We start from the raw sequence: 21,155 nt of genomic DNA, 5'->3' as shown, positions 1-21,155 counted from the left end.
TCTGCGCTGCCTCGGAGCGAAATGGACTGCGTGCTCCGTCGCACCGCAGAACTCCGAATCGCGGCAGTCCGCGGGGCGCCGGCACACGCGTACACTGGGAGGACGAGCATCGATCCGTCATCAGCGGGGAGCTCTCGGAAGAACAGTCCGCCGTTCGACAGAGCGACGGACCCACTAGAACCGAGCGGGGCAGGCCCGTCACAGCCGCAGTGAGAGTGGCTCCGTCGCGAGACGCAGCACGCGAGGTGGTACCGCGGTCCGTGAGGATCGTCCTCGCAGGAGCATCCGCCACGACGATCACTGCGAGACACGATGACATACCCCCGTTCCTCCTTCGGCCCCGCCGCCGACTCCGTCGCGCCCAGCCCTCGCTTCCCGCAGATCGAGGAGGAGGTGCTCGCCTTCTGGGAGAAGGACGACACCTTCCGTGCCTCGATCGCCCAGCGCGAGGGCTCACCCGAGTGGGTGTTCTACGACGGCCCGCCGTTCGCCAACGGACTTCCGCACTACGGCCACCTGCTCACGGGCTACGCGAAGGACGTGTTCCCGCGCTTCCAGACGATGACCGGCCACAAGGTGGACCGCGTCTTCGGATGGGACACGCACGGACTCCCCGCTGAACTCGAGGCCATGAAGCAGCTCGGCATCACCGAGAAGGCCCAGATCGAAGACATGGGGATCGACGTCTTCAACGACAAGGCGAAGAGCTCGGTGCTGGCCTACACGCACGAGTGGCAGGACTACGTCACCCGTCAGGCCCGGTGGGTCGACTTCGACCGTGGATACAAGACGCTCGACCTGGGGTACATGGAGAGTGTGCTCTGGGCGTTCAAGACCCTCTACGACAAGGGCCTCGCCTACGAGGGCTACCGCGTACTGCCGTATTGCTGGCGCGACGAGACACCGCTGTCCGCACACGAGCTGCGCATGGACGACGACGTGTACCAGATGCGTCAGGACCCCTCGGTCACCGTCACCTTCCCGCTCACCGGCGCGAAGGCCGAGGCGCTCGGTCTCACCGGTGTGCGGGCCCTCGCCTGGACGACCACGCCCTGGACCCTTCCCACCAACCTCGCGCTCGCCGTGGGCCCGGCGATCGAGTACGTCGTGCTCCCTGCTGGTCCGAACGGCGCGGCAGATGTGCACCAGGCGGCAGGAACCACGGACGCCGCGGTCGAAGCCTCCGCGCATCGCTACCTCCTCGCCCGTGAACTCCTCGGCGGGTACGCCAAGGACCTCGGCTACGAGAGCGTCGATGACGCGCTCGCCGCAGCGGATGCCACGGTCCGCGGCTCCGAGCTGCAGGACGTGACCTACGACCGCATGTTCGACTACTACGCCGACGAAGAGACCTACGGCACCGAGAACGCCTGGCGCATCCTGGTCGACGACTACGTCACGGTCAGCGACGGCACGGGCATCGTGCACCAGGCGCCGGCCTACGGTGAGGACGACCAGCGTGTCGCCGGTGCCGCCGGCATCCCCACCATCCTTTCGCTCGACGACGGCGGACGATTCCTCCCGAACGTCACCGATGTCGCCGGCGAACTGTGGATGGATGCGAACACCCCGCTCGTGCGCCTGATCCGCGAGGACGGTCGCCTCATCCGTCTGCAGAGCTACGAGCACTCGTACCCGCACTGCTGGCGCTGCCGGAATCCCCTGATCTACAAGGCCGTGTCGAGCTGGTTCATCCGCGTCACCGACATCAAGGACGATCTGCTCGCGAACAACGAGCAGATCACCTGGGTGCCGGAGAACGTGAAGCACGGACAGTTCGGCAAGTGGCTCGAGGGCGCGCGAGACTGGTCGATCAGCCGCAACCGCTACTGGGGCTCGCCGATCCCGATCTGGAAGAGCGACGACCCGGAGTACCCGCGCGTCGACGCCTACGGCTCGCTGGAGGACATGGAGCGCGATTTCGGCACGCTGCCGCGCAATCCCGAGGGTGAGATCGACCTGCATCGGCCGTACATCGACGACCTCACCCGTCCGAACCCAGACGACCCGACCGGCAAGAGCACGATGCGCCGCATCGAAGACGTCTTCGACGTGTGGTTCGACTCCGGGTCGATGCCCTACGCCCAGGTGCACTACCCGTTCGAGAACCAGGAGTGGTTCGACTCGCACGCCCCGGCCGACTTCATCGTCGAGTACATCGGGCAGACGCGTGGCTGGTTCTACGTGATGCACGTGCTGTCGACCGCGCTGTTCGATCGTCCCGCCTTCACGGGTGTGAGCTGCCACGGCATCGTGCTGGGCAGCGACGGCTACAAGATGTCGAAGTCGCTGCGCAATTACCCGGATGTCTCCGAGGTGCTCGATCGCGACGGCTCCGACGCGATGCGCTGGTTCCTGATGTCGAGCTCGGTGCTGCGAGGTGGCAACCTCGCGGTGACGGAGGAGGGCATCCGCTCGGGTGTGCGGGAGTTCCTGCTGCCGCTGTGGAACTCGTGGTACTTCTTCTCGACCTACGCGAACGCGTCCGGTGACCAGGGGTACGAGGCCCGCTGGCGGACCGACTCCACTGATGTGCTCGACCGCTACATCCTGGCCCGGTTGGGAGACCTCGTGCGCGAGGTGCGCGTCGATCTGGAAGGGCTCGACTCCACGACGGCCTCCGGACGTCTGCGCGACTTCGCCGAGACGCTGACGAACTGGTACATCCGTCGTTCGCGCGATCGGTTCTGGGTCGGAGTGACCGACGATCCTAAGAGCAGCGAGGCGTTCGACACGCTGTACACGGTGCTCGAGACGCTGACCCGGGTGGCGGCACCACTCGTGCCGCTGGTCAGCGAGCGCATCTGGCAGGGGCTCACGGGCGGTCGCAGCGTTCATCTGACGGACTGGCCAGACGACACGCAGTTCCCCGCCGCGGACGAGATCCGCGACGCGATGGATGCCGTGCGCGAGCTCTCCAGCGTCGGCAACGCCTTGCGCAAGAAGCAGAAGCTGCGCGTACGGTTGCCGCTCGCACGCCTCACGGTGGTCTCGCCCCTCGCCGCGACACTCGGCCAGTTCGAGGACATCCTCCGCGAGGAACTCAACGTGAAGTCGGTCGAACTCGTGCCACTCGCCGATGACACCGCGGTGTCGTACGGCATCGACCACCGACTGAGCGTCAACGCCCGCGCGGCGGGCCCGCGTCTGGGCAAGAACGTGCAGACCGTGATCAAGGCGGCCAAGGCGGGCGACTGGTCGGAGACCGCCGGCGTCGTCACCGCGGGAGGTATCGCGCTGGAGCCCTCGGAGTACGAGCTCGTGCTCGAGACGACCGGACGGCCCGAGGGCGAGGCGCTCGCGATCGTTCCGACCGGCGGCTTCGTGCTGCTCGACACCCAGACCACCCCGGAGCTGGAAGCGGAGGGCCTCGCACGCGATGTGATCCGTGCGGTGCAGGAGACGCGCAAGAACGCCGACTTCGACGTGAGCGACCGCATCCGCCTGGTGCTGCGTTTCGCCAGCGACGAGGATGCGGATGCCGTCTCGGCGGCGTTCGAGGTCGCCGAGGTCGCGGGGGAGACGCTCGCTCTCGAGCACTCGCTGCTCCGTGGCGACGCGCAGGTGCCCGACGCCGAGTTCACCGCGGTGATCTCGAAGGGCACGTACGCCAACCGCGATGACTTCACCATCGCCGTCACCCGGATGGGAGCAGGAGCATGAGTGCCAGGGATCGGGCGGATGCCGTCTACGAGACCCTGCTGAACCGAGCGGGGGAGCGCTGGGTACAGCCGCGCAAGGAGCGCACCGCGCGCATCCTGGCCTTCCTCGACGACCCTCAGCGCACGTACCGCGTCGTGCACATCACCGGAACGAACGGTAAGACCTCGACGGCTCGGATGATCGAGAGCCTGCTGCGGGCGCACGACCTGCGCACCGGTCTGTTCACGAGCCCGCATCTGGAGCGCTTCACGGAGCGCATCATGATCGACGGCGAGCCGATCGCCGATGCGGCCTTCGCGGATGCGTGGGACGAGATCGAGCCGTTCGTCGAGATCGTCGACGCCGAGCTCGAGGCTGCCGGTGAGGAGCCGTTGACGTTCTTCGAGCTGCTCACGGTGCTGGCGTTCGTGGCCGTCGCGGATGCACCCGTCGATGTGCTCGTGCTCGAGGTCGGCATGGGCGGCGAGTGGGATTCCACGAACACGGCCGACGGTGACGTGGCCGTGTTCGCGCCGATCGACATCGATCACGCGGATCGGCTCGGCGGCACGATCGCCGAGATCGCGCAGGTCAAAGCCGGCATCATCAAGGAGGGCGCGGCCGTCGTCTCCGCGCAGCAGCCGCCGGAGGCCGCCGAGGTGCTGCGTCGTGTCGCCGCCGAGCGCAACGCCACGATCGCGTTCGAGGGTGACGAGTTCGGACTCACCGAGCAGAAGCTCGCCGTCGGTGGACAGCTGATCTCGATCCGCGGACTCGCCGGGCAGTACGTCGAGGAATACCTGCCGCTGTACGGTGCGCATCAGGGCCACAATGCGGCCCTCGCCGTCGCTGCCGTCGAATCGCTGATCGGCGGCGCCACGCGGCCGATCGCGGGTGACATCGTCACCGACGGTCTTCAGGGCGCCACGTCGCCGGGGCGTCTGCAGTTGCTGGGCATCGCTCCGACGGTCGTGGTGGACGCGGCACACAACCCGCACGGCGCGATCGCGCTCGCGCAGGCACTTGACGACAGCTTCGATTTCGATGAGTGGGGCCTGGTGCTGGGCGTCCTGGCCGACAAGGATGCCGCGGGCATCGTGGCACAGCTCGCTCCCGCGGCCGCGCACGTGTTCGTGACCGCTCCGGACTCGGACCGCGCGAACGATGCCGATGCGATCGCCGATCTGGTGGAGCAGACCGGTCAGCGCGCCACGGTGCACTCCTCGCTGGCCGAGGCAGCGGATGCCGCACGCGAGTGGGCGGCCTCCTCTGACCGTCGCGCCGTCGTGATCGCCGGCTCCGTGGTGCTCGCCGGCGAGGCGATCGCCCTCTCGGAGGAAGAGGACTGGAAGTCCGGGTGGCGCGCATGAGTGCGGATGCCGCGCGGGCTCGCCCGCCCCGGCCGCCGCGCACGCTCGTGCAGAAGCTGGCTCCGATCGTTCTCGGGTTCGAGGCGATCGTGGTTTTCCTCGCCGGGCTCACGATCTTCGGGCTGAAAGCGCTCCCGTTCGGGATCGAGCAGTGGTGGGGCATCGTCGGTGGCGGCGTCCTGGCGCTCGCCTGCATCGTCATCGCGGGCATGGCGGCGAAGCCCTGGGCCATCACCGCAGGCTGGGTGATCCAGGTGATCCTCGCCCTGTCGGCGTTCCTCGTTCCCGCCATCCTGCTGGTCGTGCTGATTTTCGGCGGCATGTGGGCGTATGCGACCATCGGAGGGGCTCGATTGGACGCACGACGTCCCGCCGACCCCTCGACCGAGACTCAGACAGAGAGTGAATGACATGGCCACCGAAGAAACCCTCGTCCTCGTCAAGCCCGACGGCGTCGCGCGCGGCCTCACCGGCGCGATCCTCGCCCGCATCGAAGCGAAGGGCTACGCCCTCGTCGACATCCGCCTCGTGGAGCCCGACCGCGACGTGCTCGCGGAGCACTATGCGGAGCACGAGGGCAAGCCGTTCTACGAGCCGCTGCTCGAGTTCATGCTCTCGGGCCCGTCGGTCGCCATCCGTCTCGCGGGCAACCGCGTGATCGAGGGCTTCCGCTCACTGGCCGGCACGACCGACCCGACGACCGCCGCACCCGGCACGATCCGCGGCGACTTCGGTCGTGACTGGGGCCTCAAGGTGCAGCAGAACCTCGTGCACGGCTCGGACAGCCCCGAGTCCGCAGCCCGCGAGCTCGGCATCTGGTTCGACTGACCTCGAACAGACGACAGGGCCCGTCCACCGATCGGTGGACGGGCCCTGTCGTCGTTGGCGCTCCGGCTCAGAAGAGGATCTTCGCCATCTCGCCGAGGAAGTCGAGGCCGCGGAGCTGGGCCATGAGGATGACGATCGCGTAGGCGACGATCGTCGCGAGGGGCACCCACGCCATGAGCGCGTTCGCACGTGCCCGGGTCTTCTCGGACCCCCCGAATGTGCCGTTGCGCGTGAGATGGAGCATCGTCGCGAAGAACGTCGGGATCGTCACCGACCACGTCACCATGCACCAGGGGCACAGGACACCGAGGTTCGGCGCGTAGAGGCTCTGCCAGATCAGCCAGCACACGAGTCCGAAGGCGAACGTGATGCCCGCGCCGAATGCGGCCCAGAACCACCGCGGGAAGCGTGCGCCGGCGAGGATCGCGACACCCAGCACGAGTGGGGCCATCCATCCGGTCAGTCCGAGGATCGGATTGGGGAAGCCGAAGAGTGAGCCCTGCCAGGAGTCGAGGTTCTTACTGCACTGGATGAAGGGGCTGATGTCGCAGGCGAGCGGGTCTGTCGGGTTCTCCAACAGGAAGAACTTCTCGACCGTCAGCTGGAAGGCGGCGAACCAGCCGACGACGCTCGCGATGATCAGCCAGACGGCAAAGATGACGGGGCGGGTGCGCTGCTCGCTCATATGTGAAGTATCCCAGCGAGTGCTATGGATGCGGCGAGAACGCACCGGGGAAAACGACGCGATCGACGCCAGATGCCGTGATCCGGCGTTCGAGGTGCGATAATGGCCTGTGATGCGATGAACGGCCTGGCCGCGACACGCATGTGACGCAGACTTCGGGGCCCCATGCCCCACGCGATCAGAGCCATGAGCCGGTCGCACAACGAATGAGTTCGCGACACCCACGGGTGTCGCATGAGATTTCGCGGAGCACCCACTGTCCGCGCGAGGAGCAAGCCAGAGATGGCCGACGAGAACAATGACACCAACATTCCCACCCTCGACACCGCGGCTGACGCAGCGGAGCAACTGACGGAGAGCACCGCTCCCGCTCAGGAGCTGAGCGAGTCCGACGGCGTCGACGCTGCGGTCTCCGAGAACGAGGCGCCAGCGGAGGATGCTCCCGCTTCGGAGGAGGCGCCCGCTTCGGAGGATGCTCCCGCTTCGGAGGATGCTCCCGTCGCTGAGGACGCTCCCGCAGCGGAAGACGCACCCGCAGCGGTCGAGGTCGCGCCGGCTCCCGAGCCGTCGGCTCCCACTCCGGTGACCGCCGTGTCGCTGGGCCTGCTGCCCGAGGTCTTCGTCTCGCAGGTCTCCACACAGCTGCACTTCTACGCACCCGAGTTCATTCCGCTGCCTGCGCGCCCCGAGCGCGAGCGCATCTTCGACCGCATCGCCGAGCGCGAGCAGCAGCAGGAGGAGTCGACCTCGGCTCGCCGCGGCCGCCGTCGCCGCGGAGGGTCCGACGCAGATGAGCCCCGCGAGGAGCCGCGTCAGCGCCAGCGCGTCGTCGAATACATCACCGAGCCCAAGGCGATCAAGGGTTCCACGCGCCTCGAGGCGAAGAAGCAGCGTCGCCGCGACGGACGCGATGCCGGTCGTCGTCGCCCGGTCGTGACCGAGGCGGAGTTCCTCGCCCGCCGCGAGTCGGTCGACCGCATGATGGTCGTCCGCTCCAAGAACGGTCGCACGCAGATCGGCGTTCTGGAGGACGGCGTCCTCGTCGAGCACTACGTCGCACGCAACCAGGACGCATCGCTCATCGGCAACGTCTACCTCGGCCGGGTGCAGAACGTGCTCCCCAGCATGGAAGCGGCGTTCGTCGACATCGGGCGCGGCCGCAACGCCGTGCTCTACTCCGGAGAGGTCGACTGGGACGGCGTCGAGACCGGCAACCAGCCGCGGCGCATCGAGCTCGCCCTCAAGCCGGGCGATCGTGTGCTCGTGCAGGTCACCAAAGACCCGGTCGGTCACAAGGGTGCTCGTCTGACGAGCCAGATCTCGCTGCCCGGCCGTTACCTCGTGTACGTGCCCGGTGGGTCGATGAACGGCATCAGCCGCAAACTCCCCGACAACGAGCGTGCCCGCCTGAAGCGCATCCTCAAGGAGGTGCTGCCGGAGTCGTCCGGCGTGATCGTCCGCACCGCCGCCGAGGGCGCGACGGAAGACCAGCTCACCCGCGACGTGCAGCGCCTCACGACGCAGTGGGAGCACATCCAGAAGCAGGTCGAGAACCAGCAGGCGCCCGCGCTGCTCCACGCCGAACCCGACCTCCTGGTCAAGATCGTCCGCGACGTCTTCAACGAGGACTTCACGAAGATGCTCATCCAGGGCGAGGAGGCGCAGGGCACGATCCGTGCGTACCTCGAGAGCGTCGCCCCCGATCTGCTGGAGCGGGTCGAGGCCTACGAAGACGAGATCGACCCGTTCGACGCCTTCCGCATCACGGAGCAGATCGAGAAGGCGCTGGATCGCAAGGTCTGGCTGCCCTCGGGTGGATCACTCGTGATCGACCGCACCGAGGCCATGACGGTCGTCGACGTCAACACCGGGAAGTTCGTCGGTTCCGGCGGAAACCTCGAGGAGACCGTCACCAAGAACAACCTGGAGGCGGCCGAGGAGATCGTCCGTCAGCTGCGTCTGCGCGACATCGGCGGCATCATCGTCGTCGACTTCATCGACATGGTGCTCGAGTCCAACCGTGACCTCGTGCTCCGCCGTCTCATCGAATGCCTGAGTCGCGACCGCACGAAGCACCAGGTCGCCGAGGTCACCTCGCTCGGTCTCGTGCAGATGACCCGCAAGAAGCTCGGACTCGGCCTGCTCGAGACGTTCAGCGAGAACTGCGAGGTCTGCGCAGGTCGCGGCGTGATCGTGCACCACGACCCCGTAGTCAAGCACCGCTCGAACGGGAACGGCAACGGCAACAGCGGCGGTAACAGCAACGGCAACGGGAACAACCAGGGCGGACGTCGCCAGCGCGGCGGTAACGGCGGCAATCAGAACCAGAACACCACGCCTCCCGCCAACGTCACCCACAGCATCCCGGAGGGCGCGAAGTCGGCGCTCGCGCAGATCGCGGCATCCACCAAGACTCCCGCCACGGAGGTCGCCGAGCCGGTGAGCGAAGTGGTGGAGGCGCCGGCGGCGACGGAGCGTCCGAAGAAGGCGCGCAAGAAGCGCGGGTCGGACCGCAATGCGCCCAAGTCCCCTGCCGAGCAGCTGCTCGATTCCGTGCTCGACGCGCTGCCGGAGCCCAAGGCCCCGGGTCAGGGGCGCGGCCGTCGTCGTGTCAGCACGGCCGCTCTCACCGGCACTCCGGTGTCGGTGAACCCGGAGAGCTCAGCGCCGGTCTCGGGCGGGGATCCTCAGTCCTGACGCGATGAGTCGGCGGACCAGCTCCTTGCCGCCGACATGCTCGGCACCGCCCGCGACGAGCCGGGGGATGATCTCCTCCGGCACGTCGTAGTGGTCGAGGTCGAACGCCCGCGCCGGCACATCATGTGCCAGCGCGAAGGAGTGCAGCTCCTCGAGGTCCTGGTCGCTCACCAGGTGCGCCCAGAGTCGGCCATGAGCCGGCCACTGCGGCTCGTCGACGAGTACGGTCATCCGTTCAGCCTATGGGTGGACACACCGCGTGGCTCACTTTGCGAGTGGCTCGCTCATCCGGTAAAGTAGTCCCTTGGTGCGTATGCCGCCTCGACCTCGTCGGTCGGAGCGGAGAGTCTTGCGTTCGCACCCGCCGCCCGCGGTGCATGCAAGCAACAGTCTTCCCGTGAGATTCTCGGAGCTCTTCGCTCCCCAACGAAACAGGTATGAAGTGGTTTACGCAGTAGTGCGCGCCGGTGGGCGGCAGGAGAAGGTCGAGGTCGGCACGATCGTTCAGCTCGATCGTGTGAAGGCTGCCCAGGGCGAGAACATCGAGCTCGCGGCCGTGCTGCTCGTCGATGGCGCCTCTGTGACCACCGACGCTGACAAGCTCGCGAAGGTCAAGGTCACGGCTGAGGTCATCGGCAACCTCCGTGGACCGAAGATCATCATCCAGAAGTACAAGAACAAGACCGGCTACAAGAAGCGTCAGGGCCACCGCCAGGAGCTCACGCGCGTCAAGATCACCGGCATCAAGTAAGACCGAGGAGACCAGGACATGGCACATAAAAAGGGCGCGAGCTCAACCCGTAACGGTCGTGACTCCAACGCACAGCGACTTGGTGTGAAGCGCTTCGGCGGCCAGCAGGTCCTCGCCGGCGAGATCATCGTCCGCCAGCGCGGCACGCACTTCCACCCCGGCGTCAACGTCGGTCGTGGCGGAGACGACACGCTGTTCGCTCTGGCCGCCGGTGCGGTCCAGTTCGGCGCGAAGGGCGGCCGCAAGGTCGTCAACATCGTCGCAGCCGGCGAGTAATCACCGCGCGACGCACAATCATCCGGTTCGGGGCGGGCTTCGGCTCGCCCCGTCCGTGTATCTGCCCCCGGGCGGATCCGAACATCTGAGGAGATCGACACATGGTCAGCTTCGTCGACACCGTGACGCTGCATCTGCGCGCCGGCAAGGGCGGGAACGGCTGTGTCTCGGTCCACCGCGAGAAGTTCAAGCCGCTCGGCGGCCCCGACGGCGGTAACGGCGGTGACGGCGGCGACGTCGTCCTCGTCGCCGACACGCAGACCGGCACGCTGCTCTCGTACCACCACTCGCCGCACCGCTCCGCGGGCAACGGCGGGCCCGGCATGGGTGACCACCGAGCGGGATTCATGGGCGAGACCCGGGAGCTCCCGGTGCCGGTCGGCACGGTCGTGAAGACTCCCGATGGGCAGGTACTGATCGACATGATCGTGCCCGGTGAGCGCTTCGTCGTCGCCGGTGGCGGTCAGGGAGGTCTCGGAAATGCGGCGCTCTCATCTCCGAAGCGCAAGGCACCCGGCTTCGCGCTCCTGGGTACTCCCGGGCACGAGGGTGATGTCGTCCTCGAACTCAAGACCGTCGCTGATGTCGCGCTGGTCGGTTACCCTTCCGCCGGAAAGTCGAGCCTGATCGGCGCCATCTCGGCCGCCCGTCCGAAGATCGCCGACTACCCGTTCACCACGTTGCACCCGAACCTCGGCGTCGTACAGGCCGGCGAGTCCCGTTACACGGTCGCCGACGTACCAGGACTCGTCGAGGGCGCCAGTGAGGGTCGCGGTCTCGGGCTCGAGTTCCTGCGCCACGTCGAGCGCTGCTCGGCACTGCTGCACGTGCTGGACTGCGCGACGCTCGATCCCGGTCGCGACCCGATCTCCGATCTCGACGTGATCCTCGCCGAGCTCGCCGCCTATGACGTGCCGGAGGGGCAGACGCCGCTCCTGGAGCGCCCGCAGCTCGTCGCCCTGAACAAGGTCGACGTGCCCGAGGCGCGCGATCTCGCCGAACTCGTGCGTCCCGAGCTCGAGGCGCGCGGATACCGTGTCTTCGAGATCTCCACCGTCTCGCACGAGGGTCTGCGTCCGCTGACGTTCGCTCTCGGTGAGATCGTCGAGAAGCACCGTGCAGAGACGGTCGTCGAGGTGCCGGAGCGCGTCGTCATCCGCCCCCGCGGCTCCAAGAAGGAATTCACGATCCGCGTCGAAGGCGGCACCTACGGCAACCTGTATCGCATCATCGGAGAGAAGCCGGTGCGCTGGGTGCAGCAGACCGACTTCCAGAACGAAGAGGCCGTCGGGTATCTCGCCGATCGTCTGGAGCGCCTCGGCGTCGAAGACGAGCTGTTCCGCGTCGGCGCCGTGCAGGGCTCGACCGTCGTGATCGGCGAGGGCGACAGCATCGTCTTCGACTGGGAACCGACGATGACCTCGGCCGCCGAGCTCATGACCGCGCCTCGAGGCACGGATCCGCGTCTCGCCCCGAACGCGCGACGCACGACGAGCGAGCGCCGCGAGCAGTACTACGAGCGCATGGATGCCAAGGCCGAGGCGCGTGCGGAGGTCGAGACCCAGCGTCTCGCCGCCTATCGCGAAGAAGGCGAGTGACGGCGCGATCGCGCGCTGACCTCGCCACGGCCGCGCGCATCGTCGTCAAGGTCGGCTCGTCGTCGATCAGCGGTGAGTCGTCGTGGCGCATCCCGGTGATCGTCGAAGCTCTGGCAGCCGCGCACGGCCGCGGTACCGAGGTGGTGCTCGTCTCATCGGGAGCGATCGCCTCCGGCATCCCGTTCCTCCGTCTGGATGCCCGGCCCACCGACCTCGCCACGCAGCAGGCGGCGGCGGCGGTCGGGCAGAACATCCTGGTGTACCGCTACCAGGAGGCGCTGCGCCCCTTCGACATCGTCGCCGGGCAGGTGCTGCTGACGACGGGCGACCTGGAGAACCCCACCTCGCGCAGCAACGCCCGCCGTGCGATGGAGACGACTCCTGGGACTGCGCATCCTCCCGATCGTGAACGAGAACGACACGGTCGCCACGCAGGAGATCCGCTTCGGTGACAACGACCGCCTCGGCGCACTCGTCGCCCAGCTCGTCGAAGCCGACGCCCTCGTCCTCCTCAGCGACATCGAATCGCTGTACACGAAGCCGCCGACCGACCCCGGTGCGCGAGCCGATCGACATCGTCGAGGCCGACGCCGATCTCAGCGGGCTGGAGTTCGGGGCGACCGTGGTGAACAGCGTCGGCACCGGGGGAGCGGCGACCAAGGTCTCGGCCGCCGCCTCGCGCGGCCTCCGGCATCGGAGTGCTCGTCACGAGCGCCGATCTGGTGATCAGGCGCTCTCCGGCGCGGAGATCGGCACCTGGTTCGCGCCGCGCCTGAGCCTCCTCAGGGCACCGCCGGCGTCACACCCGGGATCACCCTGTGGCCACGCCCTAGACTGGGCCGATGACCGACCAGACCCCTCAGGTGCGCTGGAGCGCGCGAAGGAAGCCTCTCGCGCGACGGCGCGCTCACGAGCGACGACAAGGTGCGCGTGCTCGAGCGATCGCCGCGGCCCTGGATCGACGGCGCCGCGAGATCATCGAGGCCAACGGGCGCGATGTCGCGCGCGGCCGGGCGGACGGGCATCGGGGACTCGCTGATCGATCGACTCCGTCTCGATGAGAAGCGCGTGGCGCGCCCTCGCCGCGGCCGTGCGCGCGTCGCCGCGCTCCCGGACCCCGTCGGACGCGTGGTCGGCGGCACCGCATGCCGAACGGTGTCGCCTCGAGCAGGTCCGCGTGCCCTTCGGTGTCGTGGGAGCGATCTACGAGGCGCGCCCGAACGTGACAGTCGACATCGCCGCCCTCGCGCTGCGTTCGGGCAACGCCGTGGTCCTGCGCGGCGGGAGCGCTGCCCGCGACTCGAACACGGTGCTCGTCGCAGTCATGCGGGAGCGCTGCAGTCGGCGGGGCTCGACGCCGGAGGCGATCCAGACGGTCGACGACTTCGGTCGCGAGGGCGCGAAGGCGCTCATGCACGGTCGTGGCTTCATCGACGTGCTCGTTCCACGCGGCAGTGCGGGACTGATCGAGACGGTCGTGACCGAGTCGACGGTGCCCGTGATCGAGACCGGCGCCGGGTAACGTGCACATCCTGCTCGACGAGACCGCTCCGCGACGACTGGGCTCGCGACATCGTCGTCAACGCCAAGGTGCAGCGCCCGAGCGTGTGCAACGCCGTCGAGACCGTCCTGGTGCACCGGCAGGCGGCGCCCGACTGATCCCGCTCGTCGCCAGCGCACTGCAGAGCGAGGGCGTGGCCATCCACGGTGACGACATGGTCGCCGGCCTCGTCTCCAACGTCATCCCCGCCACGGACGAGGACTGGGCCACCGAGTACCTGAGCCTCGACATCGCGATCAAGGTCGTCGACTCGCTCGACGAGGCGCTCGATCACATCCGGCAGTACAGCACGGGGCACACCGAGTCGATCATCACGACCGACTCCCGCAACATCGAGCGCTTCCTCGCGGAGGTCGATTCCGCCGTGGTGATGGCGAACGCTTCCACGCGGTTCACCGACGGCGCGGAGTTCGGCTTCGGCGCCGAGGTCGGGATCTCGACGCAGAAGCTCCACGCACGCGGCCCGATGGGCCTGGCAGAGCTCACGAGCACCAAGTGGCTGGCGCGTGGATCAGGGCAGACGCGCGGCTGAGGACTAGACTAGGGGGCGCTGTACCGCACCCGGTCACGAAACGGAGTCAGGATGAACCTCGTCGCACAGATCGCGATGGCCGCCGCAGAAACCGAGCACCACGGAAACGTGCAGCTCGAGACGCTCATCTTCGGTGCCATCGCCGCGATCGTGTTCACCTTCCTCGCGCTGGTGACGTTGTCGTACAAGAACGTCGCCAACCGTCACTCCGCCAAGGCAGACGCCTGGGCGGCGAGGCACGGCAAGGACGGCCACGAGGCAGGACACGGGCACTAGGCCCCCATGGAGACAGCGACCTCGCGCGCCCCGCGCATCGGTGTGATGGGCGGTACGTTCGACCCCATCCACCACGGGCACCTGGTCGCTGCCAGCGAGGTCGCGCATTCCTTCGATCTCGACGAGGTGGTGTTCGTCCCCACCGGTCACCCGTGGCAGAAGAGCGACGTCACCCCCAGCGAGCACCGGTATCTGATGACGGTGATCGCCACGGCATCCAATCCGCAGTTCACGGTGAGTCGTGTCGACATCAACCGTGAAGGCCCGACGTACACGATCGACACGCTGCGCGACTGAAGCGCGACCGCGCCGACGCCGAGCTCTTCTTCATCACGGGCGCCGACGCCGTAGCGCAAATTCTCAGTTGGAGGGACCATGATGAGTTGTGGGAGCTGGCCCATTTCGTCGCGGTCTCCCGCCCAGGTCATGTCCTGAGCACAGACGGCCTCCCGAGCGACAACGTCAGCCAGTTGGAAGTGCCGGCGCTGTCGATCTCGTCGACGGCATGCCGTGAACGCGTTCGCGACGATCAACCGGTCTGGTACCTCGTTCCCGACGGGGTCGTTCAGTACATCGCGAAGCATCATCTGTATCGGAGCAAGGCATGAGTACATCGGATCAGCAGGAGCAGGGTCCGCTGACGCGCAAGCAGCTGCGGGAGATCCGGCTGACCGGCTCGACGCCGGTCATCACCCCCGAAGAAGCAGCAGCGGCCGCGGCTGACGTCGTCGTTCCCCCCGTGCCACCGCTGCCCAGCCCCGCTCCGGCGGAGGTCGTCGAGGAGCCGGGTGCCGACGCGCCCGCTTCTGACGAACCCGCGTCGTCCAGCCCCTCGGTCGAGTCCTCGCCCGATTCGGAGTCGGCGCCGCTGACCCGCCGGCAGGCGCGTGCGCAGGAGCGCGTGCGCACCGATTCCGTGTCGGTGGTCGCCGAGACCGGTGAACAGCCTGCAGCGGAAGAACCCGCCGTCGAAGCGCCCGCCGCGGAGGAAAGCGTCGCCCCCGAGCCGATCGAGGCGCCGGTCGAGCCGCAGAGCCCCGCGATCGTCTCCGCCGTTCCTGATTTCGCCCGCCCGGTCGCCGTCGACGTGGATGACGATGATGAAGGCGTCGATGATGTCGTGTCGGCATCGCCCGTGAGTGCCTCAGCCGCGGTCGATTCCGCCGGCGAGGTGCCCCTCGAGGTCCTCGACGACAGCGAACAGGATGCGCAGGACGACGTCGCCGCCCTCGGGCTGGATGACGAGGTCGATCCTGACGACGTCGATGACGCCGACGCGCTGGTGCACGACGAGCGCCCGACCGTCAGCTCCGCTTTCGGGGAAGGGCTGCTGGCAGACACGTCGGAGGCTTCGAAGCCCTTCACCCCGTCGTTCGACGAATTGCTCTCCGTCGGTGATTCCACCGGCTCGCAGCACATCGCCCCGAGCGCTCTCATCTTCACCCCGTCGCCGGGCGAGGGTTCCCTCTCGGGGCCCGTCGCATCGACCGGTGAGATCCTGGTGACCGGTTCCTACGAGCTGCCTCAGGGCATCGGCTCGCAGGGACACGCTCACGGGCTGGCGGACGGCAAGGAGGTGGACGCGGTTCTGATCGACGGCGAGCTGCCTCCCGCCTCGTCGCCCACACCCATCGCCGCGAGTTCCGCGGTGAGCACCATCAAGCCCGCGGGCGAGGTCATCCGCCCTCCGGCGCCCGACAAGGGCAACAAGCTCATGCTCACCCTGGCGATCACGGCAGGCGGTCTGGCCTTGGCGCTGGGCGTCGTGCTGATCTTCGCCTTCACCACGAAACTGATCTGATGCAATCACCTGAAACTGCCGAAGAAATGCTGCGGCTCGCCGCGGAAGCCGCCATCTCGAAGGGCGGTGAGGACCTCGTCGCACTGAACGTCTCCGAGCCGCTTCCGCTCGTCGACATCTTCCTCCTCGTCACCGGTAACAGCGAGCGCAACGTCGCCGCGATCGCCGACGAGATCGAAGACCGCCTCATCGAGTCCGGCCACAAGCGCGTGCGCCGCGAGGGTCGTGCCGAGGCGCGCTGGGTGCTGCTCGACTTCGGCGACCTCATCGTTCACGTCTTCCACCAGGAGGAGCGCGTCTACTACGGTCTCGAGCGCCTGTGGAAGGACTGCCCCGTCGTTCCGATCGAGGTCGCGGAGTCCGCCCCCGCGGGGGAGTGACACCCGCTCGATCTGCGAACAGCCCCACCGGTCTTCCGGTGGGGCTGTTCTGTCCCGGGAGGCGTGTGCCGATCCGAGGTCAGGCGCTGAGGGCCGTTCGTCGCTGGAGCATGCCGCGATCGGCGCGGGTCTGCGGGGGGATGGCCGACAGCAGCGAGCGCGTGTAGGGATGCGTCGGACGCAGGTAGACGTCTTCCGTGTCGCCGATCTCGACCATGTCGCCGAGGTACATCACGGCGACGCGATCGGCGATGTGGCGCACCAAGGACAGGTCGTGCGCGATGAACACGATCGACATGCCGAGACGCTCGCGCAGATCGCACAGCAGGTCGATGATCTGCGCGCGGATCGAGACGTCCAGCGCCGAGACCGGCTCGTCGCACACCAGCACGTCGGGATGCAGCGCGAGCGCGCGAGCGATCCCGATGCGCTGACGCTGTCCGCCCGAGAACTGATGGGGGAACCGGGATCCCATCTCCGGTGTCAGCCCGACGAGTTCCAGAAGCTCGGAGACGCGTTCGCGACGGCTTGCGGGCGTTCCTGAGCGGTTGGCTGCGAGCGGCTCCGCGATGATCTGCTGCACCGTCATCCGAGGGTTCAGAGACATGTACGGGTCCTGGAACACCATCTGCACGCCGCGGCGAAGTATCTTGCGATCGCGGAGCCGACCCTTCGTCACGTCCTGATCGCGGTAACTCAGCGCGCCGGCGTCGGGCGAATCGAGGCCGACCAGCATGCGGGCGAGCGTGGACTTCCCGCTCCCGGACTCACCGACGATGGCGAGGATCTCTCCGCTGCGAAGCTGGACGTCCACTCCGGCGACCGCGGTCACGCGATGCGCGCGCCTCCCGCTGCCCGAGCGGAACGTGCGCTGCAGCCCTCGCGCCTCCAGGATCGGAGGGGAGCCGTCGGCCTCGGCTGCGGCGCTCACATCACGCGGCAGGGAGTGCAGCAGCTGCCGCGTGTAGGGGTGCTGGGGAGACGTGAGCACGGTGTCGGCGCTTCCCGCCTCGACGATCCGCCCCGATCGCATCACCGCCACCTGATCGGCGACCTCCATCACGACGCCGAGGTCGTGAGTGATGAGCAGGATGCCCATGCCCAGTCGGTCTCGGAGCGAGAGCAGCAGGTCGAGGATCTGCGCCTGCACAGTGACGTCGAGAGCGGTGGTGGGCTCGTCGGCGATGATGAGGTCGGGCTCCAGTGCGATCGCCATGGCGATGAGGATGCGCTGCCGTTGCCCGCCCGAGAACTGGTGAGCGTAGTCGTGCACGCGCTGCGGGGGATTCGGGATGCCCACAAGGGCGAGCAGCTCGACAGCGCGCTTCTCCGCATCCCTCTTGGTCGTTGGGCGATGCGCTCGGATGAGATCGATGATCTGATCCCCGATGCTGAGAACCGGGTTCAACGCCGACAGTGCGTCCTGCATCACGAGGCTCACCTGCACACCGCGCAGGCGGCGATGCTCCTCGGGATTGAGGGTGAGCAGGTCCGTTCCGTTGAGCGTCATGGTCGATGCTTCGACGTCGCCCGAGTCGATCAGCCCCATGATCGCTCGCGCGGTCATCGACTTTCCCGAGCCGGACTCTCCCAGCAACGCGAAGACTTCGCCGCGGTGCACGGTCAGGTCGATCCCGTCGACGACGCGGTTGCGGCGGCCGTCACCGGACAGTGTCACGGTGAGCCCGTGGACGTCGAGGACGATCTCATGCTCCGGTGCGGACGTGTTCTCCATGGATGCCATCATGCCAGTATCTTGCCTCTGAATTGTTTCGAACAGGAAACATCTCAGCCGAATTTCTTCAACAAGGTTGACATTTGCGCCGAAATCATCGAGATTCGAGGAAATCTCCCGTCGATCTCGGGAGTCGCACCCGCATCATCGAACCGAAGGAGCGCATCCGTGCTCGAAAAAGCTGACCGCTACACCGGCTACACCGCATACGACTACCTCGAGGCAGGCAAGGACTACCGCGAGTTCCGATACGCCAAGCAGATCGGCCGCGTGCCCGCCTACGAGGGACTCGACCTCAGCGACACGCAGAAGGAGCGCACCGAGCGCCTGCTGCGTGAGGAGACCGTGATCTCTCTGCACGAGCACGTACAGGTGTTCCCCGAGGACATGGGAGAGCTGCGCGACCACATCCGTCAGGGCCGCGAACCCACCGGCTACCAGGGTCTCGCCCGTTCGGGTCTGACCGCCGTCTTCGACAACGGCATGGACGGCACCTGCTGCATCTCGAGCGATGCCGGGTGGAAGTACCAGGACGTGCTGTTCGACCTCGGAGTGAGGATGGCAGACCTCGCGCACCAGGACTTCGTGATCAAGGCCGAGTCGATCAAGGACATCCGCCACGCGGCCGAGACCGGTCGAGTCGCGCACATCTTCGCGCTCGAGGCGTCGACGATGATCGAGAACGAGGTCGACCGTCTCGACGTGCTCTACGGCTTCGGCGTGCGTCAGATGGGCATCGCCTACTCGGAGGCGAACATGCTCGGCGGCGGCCTCAAGGAGCGCGGAGACGGTGGTCTGACGTACTTCGGCGAGCGCGCGGTCGAGCGTATGAACAAGCTCGGCATCGCGATCGATATCTCGCATTCCGGTGACCAGACGTGTCTCGACGTGATCGCCCATTCGAAGGTGCCGGTGTTCATCACGCACGCCGGTGCGCGGGGCCTGTGGCCGACCAATCGGATGAAGACGGACGAGACGATCATCCAGTGCGCGAAGCGCGGCGGTGTGATCGGCATCGAGGCCGCCCCGCACACGACGATCTCGCCGCAGCATCCGAAGCACTCGCTGGAATCCGTGATGGATCACTTCCAGTACTGTGTCGACTTGGTGGGTCTCGAGCACGTGAGCTTCGGCCCCGACACCCTGTTCGGCGATCACGTCGGCCTTCACGATGCGTTCTCATCGAACCTGTCGCTCGGTCAGGCGCATGCCAATGTCGAATACGAGAAGCAGCCGTATGTCGACGGCATCGAGAACCCGGCCGAGGCCTTCTACAACATCATCGGTTGGCTTGTGAAGCACGACTACTCCGACGACGAGATTCGCGCCGTCGTCGGTGGCAACACCATGCGCGTACTCGAGGAGGTTTGGGTCTGATGAAGCACAGCAAGTACCTCGCGCTCGGCGCGGCCGCGGCTCTCGCCGTCGGTCTCGCCGCCTGCGCGCCGACCGCGCCGGAGCAGGGGGAGTCCTCCGGCGGTACCGGGCCGAGCGATGAGACGCTCAGCATCGGCACGACGACCGACGTGGTCAACTTCAACCCGGTGCTCGGCAACAGTCGCACCGACTCGTGGATCACCAACCTGATGTATCCGCATCTGCTGAGCATCAGCGAGGACGGCACCAAGGAGGCCCACGTGGCCACCGACTGGGGCTACGTGGACGACACCACGGGGTTCTACGAGATCCGCGACGACCTGACCTGGAGCGACGGGGAGCCGTTGACCGCCGAGGATGTCGCCTGGACCCTGAACGCGGTCAAGCGCGATCAGGCACCCGGCACGTTCTACGGCCAGCTGGGCAACCTCGACACGGCCACCGCCGTGTCGGACACCCGTGTGGAGCTCACGCTCACGCAGCCGGACTCGTCGATCATCGAGGAGATCGGGTTCTGGGGCGTCGTGGTGCCGAAGCACGTGTTCGACCCGCAGGGATCGATCGCGGAGTTCGCGAACGACGGCAGCGACGGCGGCTGGGTGGGCATGGGGCCGTTCATCATGAGCGACTTCCAGGTCGGTCAGCACTACACGCTCGAGCGCGTCGAGGACTACCCGCTGGTCGACGGCGGAGTGCCCGGCCCCGCCGAGGTCGTCTACCGTGTGTATCCCGACGTCAACACCGAGATCCTCGCGCTGCAGAGCGGCGAGATCGACGTGATCGCGAACGCGCTGCCGCCGGCACAGGTCGAGCAGCTCAGCAGCACCGACGGCCTGCAGGTGATCGAGGCTCCGGGGCTGGGATACGCGCATCTCGTCTACAACATGGACAAGCCGGACCTCGCGAAGACCGAGGTGCGTCAGGCTCTCGCCCACGCGGTGGACTACGACGCGATCCGCACGGTCGTGCTGCAGGGGCAGGCGGTGTCGACGGGGTCGAGCGCACTCATGCCGGTACTCGCGAAGTACTACGACGACTCCGTCTCCGAGTACGACTTCGATCCCGAGAAGTCGCGCTCGCTCCTGGAGGATGCCGGGTACACCGCAGACGGCGACGGCAAGTTCCCCTTGTCGTTCCGACTGATCTACTCGCTGCAGGACAGCGTGACGAGTCAGTGGGCGCAGATGGTCAAGGACAGTGCGGCCGAAGCGGGCATCACGGTCGAGCTGCAGGGCACGGAACGCAACACGTATCTGTCGATGACCAGCGAGGGCGATTACGACATCTATGCGGGCAACTTCGCCATCATGGACGATCCGGTGACGAACTTCGCCCTGTCGTACCTGCCGGGCGGTGCGATCAACTACACGCACGTGGATGACGCGGATCTGAACGCTCTGATCGAAGAGGGCATGGTCACCTTCGATGAGGACGAGAAGGTCTCGATCATGCGCGAGGCGAACAAGATCGTGCACGAGCAGGTCTACGACAACATCATGTACACGCAGAATCTGTTCTTCGCCGCCAGCGACGAATGGGCCGGCTTCATCTCCAAGCCGAGCGAGCTGCTCTCGATCGTGAACCCGCTCTCGCTCGCGAGCGCGCACCCGGTCGAGTAACAACCACCCCCATTTCGAGGAAGGTCG

General features: G+C 67.2%; 16 protein-coding genes and 3 pseudogenes. 16 read left to right on the top strand and 3 right to left on the bottom strand.

The window, feature by feature from the left end; translation table 11 throughout:
- Positions 1-312 precede the first annotated feature (312 nt).
- From ileS to ndk, 4 genes are read left to right on the top strand one after another with little or no spacing between them, the layout of a single operon-like run.
- Positions 313-3,663 (top strand): isoleucine--tRNA ligase, encoded by a 3,351-nt coding sequence (gene ileS / locus P0Y60_12245; protein ID WEK60103.1) that lies wholly within the window; start codon positions 313-315, stop codon positions 3,661-3,663.
- Entirely contained in the window at positions 3,660-5,012 is a 1,353-nt protein-coding gene (locus P0Y60_12240; GenBank protein ID WEK60102.1) for a bifunctional folylpolyglutamate synthase/dihydrofolate synthase, read from the top strand. The genes ileS and P0Y60_12240 overlap by 4 nt, the downstream gene beginning before the upstream one ends.
- Positions 5,009-5,422: a DUF4233 domain-containing protein gene (locus tag P0Y60_12235; GenBank protein WEK60101.1), complete on the top strand. Its 414-nt coding sequence runs from the start codon at positions 5,009-5,011 to the stop codon at positions 5,420-5,422. Before P0Y60_12240 ends, P0Y60_12235 begins: the two co-directional genes overlap by 4 nt.
- Position 5,423: 1 nt before the next feature.
- On the top strand, positions 5,424-5,840 hold the full coding sequence (gene ndk, locus P0Y60_12230; GenBank protein WEK60100.1) for a nucleoside-diphosphate kinase: 417 nt from the start codon (positions 5,424-5,426) through the stop codon (positions 5,838-5,840).
- A gap of 67 nt (positions 5,841-5,907) precedes the next feature.
- Here ndk and P0Y60_12225 read toward each other — a convergent pair whose 3' ends face one another.
- Positions 5,908-6,525, bottom strand: a complete 618-nt coding sequence (locus P0Y60_12225; GenBank protein ID WEK60099.1) for a vitamin K epoxide reductase family protein — start codon at positions 6,523-6,525, stop codon at positions 5,908-5,910.
- A 282-nt stretch (positions 6,526-6,807) separates the two neighbouring features.
- Between P0Y60_12225 and P0Y60_12220 the strand changes: the two genes are divergently transcribed.
- Entirely contained in the window at positions 6,808-9,222 is a 2,415-nt protein-coding gene (locus P0Y60_12220) for an Rne/Rng family ribonuclease (GenBank protein ID WEK60098.1), read from the top strand.
- Here P0Y60_12220 and P0Y60_12215 read toward each other — a convergent pair.
- Positions 9,187-9,453: a DUF4031 domain-containing protein gene (locus P0Y60_12215; protein WEK60097.1), complete on the bottom strand. Its 267-nt coding sequence runs from the start codon at positions 9,451-9,453 to the stop codon at positions 9,187-9,189. The genes P0Y60_12220 and P0Y60_12215 overlap by 36 nt on opposite strands.
- A gap of 211 nt (positions 9,454-9,664) precedes the next feature.
- On the opposite strand from P0Y60_12215, the gene rplU reads away from it, so the two are divergent.
- The 9 genes and pseudogenes from rplU to rsfS all read left to right on the top strand — a co-directional run bounded on the left by rplU (position 9,665) and on the right by rsfS (position 16,397).
- Entirely contained in the window at positions 9,665-9,973 is a 309-nt protein-coding gene (rplU, locus tag P0Y60_12210; protein WEK60096.1) for a 50S ribosomal protein L21, read from the top strand.
- A gap of 18 nt (positions 9,974-9,991) precedes the next feature.
- Complete coding sequence (gene rpmA, locus P0Y60_12205; GenBank protein WEK60095.1) at positions 9,992-10,249, top strand: 50S ribosomal protein L27; 258 nt, start codon at positions 9,992-9,994, stop codon at positions 10,247-10,249.
- Positions 10,250-10,350: 101 nt separating this feature from the next.
- A complete protein-coding gene (gene obgE / locus P0Y60_12200; GenBank protein ID WEK60094.1) occupies positions 10,351-11,847 on the top strand; it encodes a GTPase ObgE in 1,497 nt (498 codons plus the stop codon).
- Positions 11,844-12,619: pseudogene (gene proB, locus P0Y60_12195) on the top strand (glutamate 5-kinase). Before obgE ends, proB begins: the two are co-directional and overlap by 4 nt.
- Positions 12,620-12,689: 70 nt before the next feature.
- Positions 12,690-13,940 (top strand): annotated as a pseudogene (locus tag P0Y60_12190) (glutamate-5-semialdehyde dehydrogenase).
- A 51-nt stretch (positions 13,941-13,991) separates the two neighbouring features.
- Positions 13,992-14,216, top strand: a complete 225-nt coding sequence (locus tag P0Y60_12185) for a hypothetical protein (protein WEK60093.1) — start codon at positions 13,992-13,994, stop codon at positions 14,214-14,216.
- Between the two features lie 6 nt (positions 14,217-14,222).
- A pseudogene (gene nadD, locus P0Y60_12180) lies at positions 14,223-14,824 on the top strand (nicotinate-nucleotide adenylyltransferase).
- Complete coding sequence (locus P0Y60_12175) at positions 14,821-16,017, top strand: hypothetical protein (GenBank protein WEK60092.1); 1,197 nt, start codon at positions 14,821-14,823, stop codon at positions 16,015-16,017. Before nadD ends, P0Y60_12175 begins: the two are co-directional and overlap by 4 nt.
- The gene (rsfS, locus tag P0Y60_12170; GenBank protein WEK60091.1) at positions 16,017-16,397 is read left to right on the top strand and encodes a ribosome silencing factor; all 381 of its coding nucleotides are present in this window, start codon (positions 16,017-16,019) and stop codon (positions 16,395-16,397) included. Before P0Y60_12175 ends, rsfS begins: the two co-directional genes overlap by 1 nt.
- A 79-nt stretch (positions 16,398-16,476) precedes the next feature.
- On the opposite strand, the gene P0Y60_12165 is transcribed toward rsfS, so the two are convergent.
- The gene (locus P0Y60_12165; protein WEK60090.1) at positions 16,477-18,132 is read right to left on the bottom strand and encodes an ABC transporter ATP-binding protein; all 1,656 of its coding nucleotides are present in this window, start codon (positions 18,130-18,132) and stop codon (positions 16,477-16,479) included.
- A 168-nt stretch (positions 18,133-18,300) separates the two neighbouring features.
- Between P0Y60_12165 and P0Y60_12160 the strand changes: the two genes are divergently transcribed.
- Together P0Y60_12160 and P0Y60_12155 are read left to right on the top strand one after the other, a co-directional pair.
- Positions 18,301-19,509 (top strand): membrane dipeptidase, encoded by a 1,209-nt coding sequence (locus tag P0Y60_12160; GenBank protein WEK60089.1) that lies wholly within the window; start codon positions 18,301-18,303, stop codon positions 19,507-19,509.
- Positions 19,509-21,128 (top strand): ABC transporter substrate-binding protein, encoded by a 1,620-nt coding sequence (locus tag P0Y60_12155; GenBank protein ID WEK60088.1) that lies wholly within the window; start codon positions 19,509-19,511, stop codon positions 21,126-21,128. Before P0Y60_12160 ends, P0Y60_12155 begins: the two co-directional genes overlap by 1 nt.
- Positions 21,129-21,155 lie beyond the last annotated feature (27 nt).

Origin of the sequence: Candidatus Microbacterium colombiense (genome assembly GCA_029203165.1) — a bacterium.
Taxonomy (GTDB): Bacteria; Actinomycetota; Actinomycetes; order Actinomycetales; family Microbacteriaceae; genus Microbacterium; species Microbacterium colombiense.
This window is presented reverse-complemented; position numbering and strand designations above follow the sequence as displayed.

Coding starts and splice junctions, on each gene's coding strand:
- ileS (WEK60103.1), top strand. CDS start 313: ATGACATACCCCCGTTCCTCCTTCGGCCCCGCCGCCGACTCCGTCGCG.
- P0Y60_12240 (WEK60102.1), top strand. CDS start 3,660: ATGAGTGCCAGGGATCGGGCGGATGCCGTCTACGAGACCCTGCTGAAC.
- P0Y60_12235 (WEK60101.1), top strand. CDS start 5,009: ATGAGTGCGGATGCCGCGCGGGCTCGCCCGCCCCGGCCGCCGCGCACG.
- ndk (WEK60100.1), top strand. CDS start 5,424: ATGGCCACCGAAGAAACCCTCGTCCTCGTCAAGCCCGACGGCGTCGCG.
- P0Y60_12225 (WEK60099.1), bottom strand. CDS start 6,525: ATGAGCGAGCAGCGCACCCGCCCCGTCATCTTTGCCGTCTGGCTGATC.
- P0Y60_12220 (WEK60098.1), top strand. CDS start 6,808: ATGGCCGACGAGAACAATGACACCAACATTCCCACCCTCGACACCGCG.
- P0Y60_12215 (WEK60097.1), bottom strand. CDS start 9,453: ATGACCGTACTCGTCGACGAGCCGCAGTGGCCGGCTCATGGCCGACTC.
- rpmA (WEK60095.1), top strand. CDS start 9,992: ATGGCACATAAAAAGGGCGCGAGCTCAACCCGTAACGGTCGTGACTCC.
- obgE (WEK60094.1), top strand. CDS start 10,351: ATGGTCAGCTTCGTCGACACCGTGACGCTGCATCTGCGCGCCGGCAAG.
- P0Y60_12185 (WEK60093.1), top strand. CDS start 13,992: ATGAACCTCGTCGCACAGATCGCGATGGCCGCCGCAGAAACCGAGCAC.
- P0Y60_12175 (WEK60092.1), top strand. CDS start 14,821: ATGAGTACATCGGATCAGCAGGAGCAGGGTCCGCTGACGCGCAAGCAG.
- rsfS (WEK60091.1), top strand. CDS start 16,017: ATGCAATCACCTGAAACTGCCGAAGAAATGCTGCGGCTCGCCGCGGAA.
- P0Y60_12165 (WEK60090.1), bottom strand. CDS start 18,132: ATGGAGAACACGTCCGCACCGGAGCATGAGATCGTCCTCGACGTCCAC.
- P0Y60_12155 (WEK60088.1), top strand. CDS start 19,509: ATGAAGCACAGCAAGTACCTCGCGCTCGGCGCGGCCGCGGCTCTCGCC.